A 13643-nucleotide genomic window follows, 5' to 3' on the forward strand; every position below is an offset into this window, starting at 1 on the left:
TAGAAAAGAGTTCTTGTTATTACCTAGCCTGACTAGAGTATAGCTAAACTTCCGTACCAACTAACGCAATATAAAAACAAACAGCCTCATTCGAGGCTGTTTCATGTAGTATTTAAACAATGGGCAGGCTGTTAGACCAGCTCACCAGCTCCGTGAATCGAACGGGCACTGTTTTCAACCAAGAACACCGTGGCCGCTTGTTTGAGCGTCTCCCACTCATCATCCTCAACAAAGATACCCTCTTGCCATGATGTTTGTTGGGCGCGGCTTAACTCTGCACTGTCAACATGGATAGAGTAACCTTTCGCACTTTGGTTAACATCAAAGTCGCTGACCGAAAGTTCAATCGTCATCGAGTGAACATCATCGCTGCCGTCAACATAGGTATCGGAAAAGAACACCTCAGGCGCTACGCGGCCTCGATTTAGCACATACAAGACGCGTTGCGGGCTACTGCCATTGACCCATTGCGCACGACAGGCGATACCTTTTGCCGCCAAGCGAACCAGCTCACTGTAGGCTAACCAACGGTTATGACATTGTTTTAGTGTGATCGTGATGGCTTTGTTATCCACCATTTTCTCTAAGGCAAAATCGAGTACCGCAGGCAACTGACACGCGATACTGCTGTTATGAAAATCAACCTCGAAACTCGATTCGCTTTGATTAGAAATTGATACGGCACAATCTGAATCTAGGCTGAGATACTGACTGGCATTGTTAAAATGCCTCACGCCACTAAGCCCCACCATTTGCAAATCCGCCACCATGTTGGCGATGACATCCGCTTCACCACAATGACGACGCATACCCAAAAACGCCTTGTTCACCGCGGCAACCAATTCATTGTGTGAAACGATCATGATGCCAATCCTCCTTTGATCTTTTGTGTCTCCGCGCTGGTAATCTCTTGGCTACTTGGCATGGTTGGGAAAATCCATGTGTCGCCATACTCTGGGTCACATACTTCATCTAACAATGGTGCACCTTGGAAGAAAGTCACGCGAACCCAGCGATCAGAACGCGGATCAAATTTAGTAGCGCCGAAGATTGCCAACTTGCAGCGTAGCAGGTGCATTGGTAGCGCATCTTGACGTAATACGTTCATCTGGATGTCACCCATAGCGCGATTACCTAAAGTCCAGACCCGTCGGGTGATAGCACGATATTGAGGGCACTGGAGCAGAAACTCCGCCACGCTCGTTTCAGCAGAGTAGTCATCCAGCGCATGGAACAACTGATTGGCCTGACGACCAATATCGAGTGGCAGTTCACGATCTTCACCCGCTTCTTCACCGCGGACACCGAGTCTTGGCTCTTCTTTGTCTTGAGAGCGATACCAGAACCAGTATTTGTTTTCTGCCAGCGAGTAGTCTGCTTCGACAGCCCACTGGTATTTGTCGCTGAGCAACTGGCGCAGCTGTTGGACGGTTTTACCACTCGGAATCGATAGTGCTTCGCTGGTGTTCATTTGGTTTTCAAACTGATCAACCACACTCGGATAGAGCTCAAGCAGGCAAGAGGTAAGGATTTCTTGGGCTTCCAAACTCATGCTTTCAGCCTGCTTAACAACATCACACCAGTGCGAATGCGACGCGATAACTTGCGGTAGCTGCTCTATAAGCTGGGCAATGTCGGTGATAGCCAGTTGATTTAAACTATCTTGCTGTTCGTTAATGGTGATGACTTGTTCTAAATGGCACTTGGCCTTAACCAATAAATCTCGCAATTGATCATGCATCTGGCTGTCACACGGCAACGCCAATACTTGCCCAATCGCGCGCTCTCTTGACGTCATCCACTGATTAACGATGCACGGATGATTGATTAGATAAGGCGCCATACCTAAGCCCGTTGCGTTACCTACTCCTAAATAGCGCTGCAAGCCTTTGTGTAGCAAGACAGCCTTGTCGCCACCTTTCTGCTCTGCAAGATAATGCACCCAATCTAGGCTAAACTCACGCAGCATGTACACGGCACACATTTGCGCGCTAAAGGACTGATTAAAATCAGGATTCGTTTCAAGCAGCTTAAAATCGGCAATGCCAAATTTACCATTGCCATACACCGCCGTAGTGCGCAGTATGTAGCCAACCTCTGCCAACTCGTCAGGGTGTGGCTGCTGACCTTTGGCTAAAGCGCCGACAATATGCTCAAATACTCGCACGCTCTTATTTGCACGCGCCAACACAAGCACCTTGTTAGGGTTTCGTCCTGCTTCTTGCAGGGGTACATTGGCACGCAACTGCTCTAACAGTTCAACATCAACATCGCCATGAACCAAAGCGAATGTGACATCCCACTTTTCCGCAATGACACGATCATTACGCTCTACATCGGCAATCTCATCGCAAAAGACGACTAAGTGATAAGTTTGTGTCGGAGTCGCCAGTTGGTAAATAACATGACCATAGCCCTGCGGACATAATTGCCACTCATGCTTGGTTACACGCCAGTTTTGTGTCGCCATTTTACGAATCAAACTTCTCACAAAGCTGATTCGATTTTGGTGCATAGCGCCTAGCCTTTCCGGAGCCATGACGAGGGCTGCATTGCGCAGCTGGGTTTCAGTGTAATTAGAACGATGTGCATCCATTTTGCTCACCACCTATTTTTTATTGTAAGAATAATAGGAGTTTGCGCGGGCGTAGGGTACAGCCTACGCAAACTCATCGGTATCGGATTAATAAATTAAAGCCCTTGCTCCTTGGCCATTTTCATTGCGATCTGAGGGGCATTCCACAGCGAAGGCAGCAGTATTAGAGAGACAGGCACCGCCGTAATAACAATGAAAGATTGCAGTGCTGAAATACCTCCGGAGCCCAGTGAGATGAGTATCAGCGCAGTGACCCCCATCGCAACGCCCCAGAAAGTACGAACGATAGCGTTAGGCTCCGTTTCACCACTGATCACGACACTAATGGTGTAAGTCATCGAGTCACCTGTCGTAACAATGAAAATCGTGGTCAAGATGAGGAACAGAATCGAGACGAGCATTGGCAGAGGCAGTTGCTGTGTAACGGCAAGCAATGCACCTGGTAAGTTGAAGCCTTCAAACGCTTTACTCACACTGCCCGGTTCTGCAATTTCAAACGCCAGACCTGAACCACCAACAATGGTGAACCAAAAACAGGTCGTCAGTGGCGCAATGATGCTAATTGTAGAAATGATCTGGCGAATGCTGCGTCCACGTGAGATTCGAGCAATGAAGATCGCCATCATTGGACCATAGCCTAGGAACCAGCCCCAGAAGAACACCGTCCACCAGCTCAACCAACCTTCATCTCCGCGGTAGGTCGCCATTGGGATGAAGTTATCAAGCATGCTACCGACACCTTGAATGTAACCATTGAAGATAAAGTCTGTTGGCCCAAACAGTAGGATGTAGATCATTAAGGCAATCGCTAGAATCACGTTGTAGCGACTGAGCATTTGCATGCCACGATTAAGGCCACTCAATGCAGATAGGGTATACAGAGCAATCGCAAACAGAATGATAATAAGTTGCGTGGTAAAGCCATCAGGAATATCAAACAGCGCATTTAACGCGTAGCTAACCTGTAGGCCGAGGAAGCCAATTGGCCCAATGGTGCCAGCCGCCACAGCGATAATACAACACGCATCAATCAATGCACCAGTATGGCCTTTGAGGGCACGCTCACCGATCACAGGGTAAAGCAAAATGCGTGGCTTTAGAGGTAAGCCTTTGTCGTAATGCAGGTGCATGACAACGATTGACGTTAAGCTGCCAACAATTGCCCACGCGAGGAATCCCCAGTGCATGAAAGATTGCGATAGTGCATTGACCGCGCCTTGCTGTGGATTTTCCTGCGCGCCATATAATGGTGGTGGGCTCACGTAATGAGCGATAGGCTCTGCCGCTGCCCAGAATACGCCACCACCAGCAAGCAGAGTACAGAAGATGATCGCCATCCAGCGAAAGCCATCCATCTCCGGTTTGGCCGAACCACCAAGAATCACCTTGCCTGTTCGCCCTGCAGCGAGACCAAGACCAATAAGAAAGGTGAGAAGAAGCAGTATTTGCCAATATGGTCCAAAGACCTGCACTGACCAGCCAAATCCAGCGTTGACAAGGCTTGATAGCAGCTCACCATCATAGAGCGCGAGTGCAACGAAAAGTGCGATAAAACCGCCACTGTACCAAAAGGCTGGGTTACTCAAACCCAGCTTATCTGGAGAGTTTTCGGTGGCAGGCGTAGTGTTGTGTTTTGCTTGTGGCTTACCCGATGACACGTTCATAGGGTTCGCTTTCATGCTATTGGTTAAATCAGACATACTCTGACTCCAGACTGTTTTGCGGCAGCCGACGACTGGCAGCAAAAGTTAAATTAACACCTGCCTTATTATTGTTGTGTTGGCAGGCTGTTCCTTGTTTGGGTTACTGCTCTGAAATAGGCTCGAGTCCTTGTTTGAGGAAATTAAACCAGTTATCACCCAGTATTTGTCCCGCCTCAGATTCACTGAATCCATGGCGCATTAATCCGTTGTAGATGTTCTCCATCCCCTTACTGCCACTAAACCAAGGCAGCGCATCTGGCCAACCTGAGTTACTGGCCGAGCCTTCGCCGTAATCCATCGCTTTCGACCAGCGACCATTGCGCATCCACTCCAGAACTTGCTGTGGTTGGTTAAGGCACAAATCACTGCCAATACCCAAGTGGTCAACACCAAACAGATCAGCCGTTTTCGCCACCATTTGGCAAAAATCATCCAACGTGCACTGGCTGCCATTTGGCAAATGGAAGGGGTACAAACTAAAACCAAGTAAGCCGCCACGTTGTGTAAGTGCTTTGAGCACGGTGTTGGATTTGTTTCGCAGTGCATCATGAGCAAACGTCGGGTTAGCGTGGCTAATGCAGATTGGTCTTGAAGAGAGGTCGATGGCTTCTAGCGTTGAGCGCTCTGCACTGTGAGACATGTCGATGATCATACCAACGCGATTCATCTCTTCGATCGCTTGTTTGCCAAAGCGAGTAACGCCTGAGTCATTCTGCTCATAGCAACCTGTCGCCAATAAGCTCTGGTTGTTATATGTCAGTTGCATGATTAGCAAACCTTGGCGGCGCATTACTTCTATCAGGCCAATCTCATCATCAATAGGCGAGCAATTCTGAGCGCCGAAGAAGACGCCGACTTTGCCCTGCTGTTTCGCCTTTTCCACATCTGCCATGGAATAAATCGGCATGATGAGGTCTGCGTTTTGCTCGAAGCGAAGGTTCCATTCGGCAAAGCGAGTTAGGGTCTCACGTGCATTTTCGTGATAGACGATAGTGGCATGAACAGCAGTGATGCCACTCGCCTTAAGGGTTTGGAAATATTCACGATCCCAATTGCAGTATTGCAATCCATCTATCACAATCCGTTGTTGGTACATAACCACTCCTTAAACGTTGAATCGCCTTTAATTGGGAAGCAGATAATGTTCTGCCTCCCACGGTCAGAGCCTAATAAGGGCGTTGGTAAGCGGTTTTCACCACGGTGTAGAATTCTTTCGCGTATTGACCTTGTTCGCGCGGGCCAAAGCTAGACTCTTTGCGGCCACCAAACGGTACGTGGTAGTCGGTGCCTGCGGTCGGTAGGTTCACCATCACACAACCGGTCTGAGCTTGCTGCTTGAAGATGGCGCTAGTACGCAGGCTTTGAGTTATAATGCCGCCCGTCAAACCAAAACGAGTATCGTTGGTAACGGCGATGGCTTCATCAAGATCTCCCACTCGAATCACACTCGCCATCGGTGCAAACACTTCTTCTTGGTTAACTTCCCAACTGTTTTGGGTGTTGAGGAATAAGGTTGGCGACATGTAGTAACCGTCGTGCGCTAAGTTAAGGCGCTCGCCACCAAAGGCCAGCTCAGCACCACTTTGACGCGCCTTTTCAATCCACTCGAAGTTTGCTTCAAGCTGATTAGCGTCTACAACTGGCCCCATGAAGATACCTTCATCCAGTGCATGACCCACTTTCAGCTCGCTCATGCGTTTGATAAGCGCTTCAACGTAGGCATCATGAATCCCATCCATAACCACAAGACGAGATGAAGCGGTACATTTCTGTCCGGCTCCAGAGAAAGAGCCCGCAATGGTCGCTTCTACTGCGATTTGAATGTCTGCATCATCGGCAACCACCAAGGCATTTTTACTGCCCATTTCTAGTTGGCAGCGTACAAAGTTTGGTGCCGTTGCGGCGGCTACTTTACGTCCCGTGTCCACAGAGCCGGTAAAGCTCACTCCATTGACCTCTTTCGAGTTAATTAAGGTGTTGCCCACCTGTGAGCCACTGCCGAGCACTAGGTTGAACGTGCCTGCTGGCAGACCTTGACGATGAATGATTTCTGTCAGCGCCACAGCACTTGCTGGTGTTAGATTGGCAGGTTTCCAAACCACACTGTTACCAAACGCGAGCGCCGGAGCAATCTTCCACGCCGCCGTTGCCGTCGGGAAGTTCCAAGGAGAGATAATGGCAATAACGCCAACCGCTTCGCGAGTTACTTCAACGGAGACGCCTGGACGGACAGAGGCAGCGTTATCACCAATTTGGCGCAGCACTTCCGCCGCAAAATATTGAAAGAACTGACCTGCGCGGTAGATTTCTCCGCGTCCTTCAGCAAAGGGTTTACCTTCTTCACGTGAAAGCAGTCTGCCTAGCTCATCGCAGCGCTCAATCAGCTCATCACCAATCGCTTGAAGCACCGCTTGCTTGCGCTCCATTGGCGTGTTTTCCCACTCGGGCTGCGCGTGCTTGGCAACTTGAATCGCTTGCTCGACTTGAGCCTGACTCGCTTGAGCAAAATTGCCCAGATTTTCATTGATGTCCGACGGGTTGATGTTGGCTACGGTATCGACGCCTGCTTGCCATTCGCCGCCAATATAAAGGGCCTTTTCTGCTTGAACATTGTTAATAAAAGTCATTGCTCTTTCCTTGTTCTTGTTTGACTGACGAGATCAATCAGTTTCAATGATTAGGGTCTGTTGCCCTTAGACAGTTACTCTGGCTGACTTGCCGACGCGTACACCACAAACTCCACCAGCATTTCTTCGCGTGCTAAACCCGCAACTACCATGGCAGCGCGATTTGGATAAGGAGCTTCAAAATACTCGGCATAGACCTGATTAACGGTTTTGAGGTATTCGCGATCAGTCACGTAGATAAGTACCTGCAGCACCGAATCAAGCGACTCACCTGCGCACTCTAGGGTATGCACGAGATTGTTAAATGTCTGTCGAGCTTGCGCTTCAATGCCGCCCTCGACCACCGCACCAGTGTCATCGATAGGGATCTGCGCCGTGTATAGGGTTCCGTTGTTAACAATCGCCCATTCGAGGGGAGCCTTAGAGGCAAACAGAGCGGTTTTTACTGGGTGTTTTTTCGTTTGAGTATTCACGTGCCTTTCAACCTTTGTAACAACTTTGTTTCAAGATAGTTAAATCATGCCCATTGACAGGTGATAAATCTAACGGTAAATTTTTTACATTCGATAAGTTTTATTTATCACTTTCTATAACATCAGACATACTAAGGGATTGAAAAGGTGGTCAGATGAGTATCAAGCTTCAACAATTAAAGCATTTTGTGATGGTGGTCGAAGAAGGCGGTTTTCGCGCTGCGTCTCATCGCGCCAATCGCTCTCAGGCAGCATTATCCACATCAATAAAAGAGCTGGAAAAGATACTCGGGCAAGTATTATTTGAACCGGGAAACAAAGCCAAATTAACGCCATTCGGCGAAATATGTTTACCTAAGATCATTCAGTTTCTCAATATCTACAATGCACTCGACAATGACTTACGTGCCGCAGCGGCAGGTCAACAAGGCAGAGTAAGAATTGCCAGTGTCCCCTCTGTAGCGGCGAAACTTATCCCAAGTGTGCTAGGTGCGTTTTGCGAGCAGTACCCGAATGTGGAAGTGAGCCTAATTGACGACAACGCGGCTGGCGTAGAAGAACGCCTGTTATCTGGTGAAGTAGATCTGGCGCTAGGTAATCCTTCCCACCTTGATGAAGGCGGGATTAACTTTACCCCACTACTGTCTGACCCAATTGGCGTGGTCTGTTTACACGACAACCCTATCGCTCAACAGCCAGAAGGCATCGCATGGCAAACCCTACTGGAGCAGCCGTTCATTCGCAACGGAACCTGTACCCTACTCGACCCAACTCCTGCGCGTGCTTTGAGCCAACAAGCGCTCTATTCGGTAGAAAACATTACCTCACTGTTCTCTGTATTGGAACTTGGGATAGGTGTAACGACTCTGCCTAAACTGGCCTTTCCAACCAATGAAACCCGCTTAGTGTGGATTCCTCTTATCGATCCACCACTGGAAAGACAGATTGGTATCTTCACCCTGAGTGATCGCACCATCTCGCCGCAAGCCAAAGCTTTTCATGATTTGTGTATTGAGTATTTAAACTACTAGTTAAATAGACGCTAAGCTTTATCCTAGGTCACGGCTGAGGGGCTCATGATCCAACTTATCGCAATTTATCCGGTGCTGAGTCGCGCTCAGTAAGGACAAGTTCAACCCGGTAACCTGAGTCCATCACGCGATTCTCATAATACCAACCATACTGCTTGATCAATCTTTCAGTTAATTCCAGCCCTAACCCGAAACCAAGCTCATCTTTTATGTCTCCGGGCGATATATTGTGGTTTGTGATAATCACTCGAGTGCCAGATTGCTCAATGGTAACTTCACCTTGATAGGTATGTTGAAACGCATTGCGGATCAGATTAGTAATGATGATTCGACAAAGTCCATGTGGTAACGAGAACATAGCTTCATCAACATTGATACTGACACTAACCTCTTTTCCTTGTAGCAAATATTCCAGTTCATGATCAATCTGAACAATGAGTTCACCAATAACCAGATCATCAAATGGCAGCGTTTTATCATCTTGCCGATTTAGCCAAAGCAACGTTTCGGTCAGGTCTGTCATGGTATACCCGGCTCGCTCAATTCGCTCCAATACTTCAAGCTGCTTTTCCTGCTCTAGCCGTCTGACAATCATTTTTCTCAGAAGCTCCGCGTTAGTTCGGGTAACCGCAATCGGTGTCCTCAATTCATGGCTGGCATAGCCCAAAAAGCGCTGCTCTCGCTCCAGCCCCTCCTGTACAGAGCTCAAGCTAGATTTAATGATTTCAGCCAATGTATTCAGTTCACTGTAATCAAATTCCGGAATGGGCTGACTAAGTTTTTCGTTGTCTAGCGATTTGGCCCAACCTTTAAGTTCTTCGACAGGTGTCGATACACTGCGAATAAAAGCGACAATTATCAGAGAAAATGCGGCAATGGCAGTCAATGCGGTAAAAATGATGTAGACAAACTGGGGCATTTCACCGGGGGAAAACTCATTATTGACTAGCAGCATTGAGGCATAACGCACGTCTCCATGATGTTCCATTTTCATTGCAAAGTAGCCCGCTTTAGGCGGTTCAATTAAAGGGATGCCAACTATTTTTTTGAGTACTTCATTAATGACCAAATCATCTGGGTTTAGGTTATCTTGAATTGGTTGTGGTAAGTCTTGCCAATGTCTGGCAACGGTGAGGTCATTGAATTTCACCGGATTGTCATCCACCAGTTGGATTTGATAGGCTTGGGTTCGCATGAATCCGTTCATTGCCAAGTCCAGCCCCGAGAAGAAATAACTCACAGCGACACCAGACATAGCCAGAATGGTCAAAGTTCCGGTCAGCAACATGGCAAACAAAAAATAGAGCCTCAAGCTACGCCTAATTTTCATTGGAAAGACTCTTTTTTCAAGGCAAAGCCACGACCAGCTATCGTCTGGATCAGTTTTGTCTCGAAGCTGTTGTCCACCGCCTTCCTAAGATTAAACATGTGAACCTTTAGGCTGTTACTATCTGGCTGTTCATCCCCCCAAACGCACTGCATCAGTTTTTCACGGGAAACCGTATTGGGACTCGCTCGAACTAAAGTTTCAAGTAGCTTGAAGCCGATGGGAGAGAGCTTTAGCGGTGTATTCGCCCGGGTTACGGTCTGGGTTTGTAAATTAACTTCCAGATCCGCAACACAAAGCTTACTTACCTGTCCGCTACGTCGACGGGATAATACCTGAGCACGAATGATCAGCTCTTCCATAGCAAATGGTTTCACTAAATAATCATCGGCTCCTTTCGAAAACCCCGTTAACTTGTCATCTAGAGTATCTTTTGCCGTTAGCATAAGAACAGGTACATCAACACCCTGCTCTCGTAGTTTCGCGCATACTTCCAGGCCATTCATTTTAGGCAGATTAAGATCAAGAATCACTGCGTCATATCGTCCTTGCTCGGCGAAACTAAGGCCTGACAGCCCATTTGAAGCATGGTCACATTGAATGTCTTCTAGGGCGAGGTAGTCTACTATCGCCTTTGCCAAATCCAGATCATCTTCAACCAGTAACAACTGCAAATTACCCATGACTACCTCTTACTCTATGAAACTACTATTAACTTAGACGCTATAAACTCTGAGCGAGTTTTTTCTCGCCAAATATTGTTGTCTTTATATTGTTCACGCCATTGTTAATGTCACATTGGATCATTAACAGTGATGGGGTAAGGACCAACGTGATCATGGTGGCAAACAAAATACCGTAACCCAATGCTGCTGCCGCAGGAATCAGGAATTGAGCCTGCATCGATGTTTCACTAAGCAATGGTGCCAAACCAGCAAATGTAGTCACTGAAGTCAGTAATACGGCTCTTAGTCGACTGCTGCATGACTGGACAATCGCGTCAGCCACTGGAATTTTATGATTTCGCGTCAGTTCATTAAACCTTGATACCAATAGCAGGCTGTCATTTACAACGACACCGCTTAAAGCGAGAATACCATTCAACGACAAAATACTAATAGTCAGATCATTCCACCAGTGACCCAAGATTGCTCCTACAATACCAAACGGAATCGCAACCATAATAATCAGTGGCTGAGCGTACGACTTGAGTGGAATCGCCAATAAAGCAAAGATCACCACCAGAGCTATACGGAACGTTGATTCCATAGACTCCGTTGATTCCTGCTGCTGTTCCGCTTCACCAGTAAAGTCGATTTTCAATGTCGGATAATCCGCCTTAAGCATGGGTACAAATGTTTTTTCTAACTGAGCAACCAGTTCATTCGAAGACACCACATCTTTATCGACCACTGCGGTTAGATATACCGCACGAAGATTATCTATACGTGTTATTTCTGCTTGCTGATAGTCCGAATAGACATTAGCAACCGACAGCATAGGCACAACTCTGCCTTCAGGAGTACGAACACTCGATTGCTGAATGTCAGCCAACGTTTGACGGTCACCTTCTGGATAACGGACACGAACTTTAACTTCATCCTTCCCGCGCTGGTAACGCTGGACAATATCACCACCGAAGGATTGCAGTACCTGCTTCGCGAGGCTAGAGGTATTCATGCCTAATGCACGTCCCTGCTCTGTCAGTTCAAAGCGATACTGAGGCTCCCCAAGATCTAGGTTGTCATCAATACCACTTACACCAGGTGTGTTTTCCAGAGTCTGTTTAAAGATATTGCCTGCTTGCGTGAGAATGGTATCGTCACTAGCTTTCAGTTCCACTTTAAAGTTATCCACCATTTCCTTTGAAGAGAGCACTTTAAGCTTCTTCATGCCTTCCATTTCTCCAGACATCTGCAACCATAAGTCAGCAAACTCCCCAGAGCTGTAACTGGCATCGGAAGACAGCTCTACCTGTACGGTACCTGTACGATCTTCATCGGCAATCACCTGAACACTGGAAATATACGACGTATTCTGACCACTGGATTCAGCTTCTCCCTTCAGTTGCTGATCGGCCTTCACAGCATTGGCTTCCAGTTCAAGAAGATTTTTTTGAGTCTGACCAAAGCTAGTATCATTGTACATACTGATTTCAGCGCTTACAGTATCACCAGCGATATCAGGGAAGAACGCGATTCTTACCGCCCCTGTTATCGGCATACCAATCACCAGAATAAACAGCGCTACAAACCCCATAACTACCGCATAGCGGAACTTTAACGCCAGCTTAATTACCTGTTTGTAAACCTTGTGGTTAAACCACTCCAATCCGCTGTCCGCACCTTGCTGAATTCGGTTCCAAATGCCCTTCTTTTCACTCCTATGCGTGTTGATATGAGCAAGGTGTGACGGAAGAATAAATTTTGACTCCACTAAGGAAAGCAACAAACAGATAGTCACTACAGTCGCAAATTGAGCATATATTTGGCCCATTTTTCCATCAACCGCGGCAATAGAAAGAAATGCGACAACCGTCGTCAGCACGCCGAAAACAGTCGGCGCAGCAACTTTCAATGTCCCGGAGATCGTATTGTTGAGAGTATCCCCCTGAGCTCGCCGGGTTGAATAAATACTTTCCCCCACCACAACTGCATCATCGACGACTATTCCCAAAGCCATGATAAAACCAAAGGTGGTCATCTCATTGATGGTTAAACCCGTAAAGGAGTCTGTCATAAAGAACAAGGTGCCGAAGAATACGAACGGTAAGCTCGCCGCAACCCAAAACGCCACACGAATATTCAGAAACAGCGCCAGTACAATAAAGACCAAAGCAATACCGGTGAGAGCATTCTTAGCCAGCAATGACAGTCGGTCTTTGATCAGAGTGCTCTTGTCATACCAAGTTTCAATGCTGATGTTTTCAGGTAACAAATTGCCGCTTCGCCACTGCTCAACGACCTTTTTAGCCTGGTCCACAATTTGCACTACATCGCTGTACTCATCCATCACGATCTGGATGCCCATTGCATTACTTTGGTTATAACGAGACAGGCTGAACGTATCTTCCTCAAATGTATCCGTTACACGTGCTATATCGCCCAGTGTGATTTGACTTCCATCAGCATTGGTCACAACCGGAATCGCTTTAAAGTCTTCGATTTCGTAGGCCTGCTCAGACACCTTTAGTCGTACCGTCTTCTCGTCATTGCGCAAACTGGTTGAAATACTGGTAGACGATTCCGCATTGATCGCATCTGACACGTCGGTCAGTGTCAGGCCATACGCTTGTAAGCGACTTTCGTTGACCTCGACAGAAATCATAGGATCAACTTCAGCTTTAATTTCCAGATCGCGAATGGCACTTTCTGCGAGCAAATCTGCTTTGAGTTGTTGTGCCAAATCTTGCAGTGTACCTCGATCAGCATCACCATAAAGTTGAACCCATAAAGCGTGATCTTGCATTCGAGCCTTATCAATCACTGGGTTGTCAGCTTCTGTCGGCAGGTTGTTGATGGCGTCCACTTTCGTTTTCACGTCAGTCAGCAAAGCATCGAGACTGTAGCTGGTCTCTTTCTCGATTGAGACATGGCTACCAGAGGCACTTGAAGTAGAGGTAATACGCTTAATACCCGCGACCGTCTCCAAAGCCTCTTCAATCTTTATCGATATCCCCTCTTCTGCTTGAATAGGGTCACCACTATCATAGTTAACAGACACAGTCACGATGTCCGGTTCCATACTTGGGAAGGCTTCCTTACGCAGTGAGTTCACCGAAAGCAGACCGACGATAATAACTCCTAGCATAAGTAGGTTTGCCGCAACCGGATTCTGTGCGAACCAAGCGATCATACCCTTGGGAGTACTTGGTTGTTGCTCCATA

Annotated in this window: 10 protein-coding genes; 1 reads left to right on the top strand and 9 read right to left on the bottom strand. The window is 47.5% G+C overall.

Annotation, left to right across the window (positions count from 1 at the left end; genetic code table 11):
* Nucleotides 1–131: 131 nt before the first annotated feature.
* From ZX61_RS16785 to ZX61_RS16810, 6 genes are all read right to left on the bottom strand, one after another.
* On the bottom strand, nt 132–863 hold the full coding sequence (locus ZX61_RS16785) for a DUF3726 domain-containing protein (RefSeq protein WP_049845752.1): 732 nt from the start codon (nt 861–863) through the stop codon (nt 132–134).
* Nucleotides 860–2596, bottom strand: a complete 1737-nt coding sequence (locus tag ZX61_RS16790; protein ID WP_049845753.1) for a hypothetical protein — start codon at nt 2594–2596, stop codon at nt 860–862. The genes ZX61_RS16785 and ZX61_RS16790 overlap by 4 nt, the downstream gene beginning before the upstream one ends.
* Nucleotides 2597–2691: 95 nt before the next feature.
* Nucleotides 2692–4296 (bottom strand): BCCT family transporter, encoded by a 1605-nt coding sequence (locus ZX61_RS16795; RefSeq protein WP_049845754.1) that lies wholly within the window; start codon nt 4294–4296, stop codon nt 2692–2694.
* Between the two features lie 103 nt (nt 4297–4399).
* Nucleotides 4400–5395, bottom strand: a complete 996-nt coding sequence (locus ZX61_RS16800) for a membrane dipeptidase (protein WP_049845755.1) — start codon at nt 5393–5395, stop codon at nt 4400–4402.
* Nucleotides 5396–5465: 70 nt separating this feature from the next.
* Nucleotides 5466–6926, bottom strand: a complete 1461-nt coding sequence (locus ZX61_RS16805; protein ID WP_049845756.1) for an aldehyde dehydrogenase family protein — start codon at nt 6924–6926, stop codon at nt 5466–5468.
* A 74-nt stretch (nt 6927–7000) separates the two neighbouring features.
* Complete coding sequence (locus ZX61_RS16810; protein ID WP_049845757.1) at nt 7001–7399, bottom strand: RidA family protein; 399 nt, start codon at nt 7397–7399, stop codon at nt 7001–7003.
* A 155-nt stretch (nt 7400–7554) separates the two neighbouring features.
* Here ZX61_RS16810 and ZX61_RS16815 point away from each other — a divergent pair, with 155 nt between their 5' ends.
* Nucleotides 7555–8430, top strand: coding sequence for a LysR family transcriptional regulator (locus ZX61_RS16815; protein WP_049845758.1), 876 nt, complete (start codon nt 7555–7557; stop codon nt 8428–8430).
* A 55-nt stretch (nt 8431–8485) separates the two neighbouring features.
* Here the strand turns inward: ZX61_RS16815 and ZX61_RS16820 are convergent, their stop codons facing one another.
* The 3 genes from ZX61_RS16820 to ZX61_RS16830 are packed head-to-tail and all read right to left on the bottom strand — an operon-like array spanning nt 8486 to nt 13642.
* Complete coding sequence (locus tag ZX61_RS16820) at nt 8486–9760, bottom strand: sensor histidine kinase (protein ID WP_049845759.1); 1275 nt, start codon at nt 9758–9760, stop codon at nt 8486–8488.
* Entirely contained in the window at nt 9757–10440 is a 684-nt protein-coding gene (locus tag ZX61_RS16825) for a response regulator transcription factor (protein ID WP_049845760.1), read from the bottom strand. Before ZX61_RS16825 ends, ZX61_RS16820 begins: the two co-directional genes overlap by 4 nt.
* A gap of 40 nt (nt 10441–10480) precedes the next feature.
* On the bottom strand, nt 10481–13642 hold the full coding sequence (locus ZX61_RS16830) for an efflux RND transporter permease subunit (protein ID WP_049845761.1): 3162 nt from the start codon (nt 13640–13642) through the stop codon (nt 10481–10483).
* Nucleotide 13643 lies beyond the last annotated feature (1 nt).

The organism is Vibrio sp. VPAP30 (genome assembly GCF_001188205.1).
GTDB classification, from domain to species: Bacteria; Pseudomonadota; Gammaproteobacteria; order Enterobacterales; family Vibrionaceae; genus Vibrio; species Vibrio bivalvicida.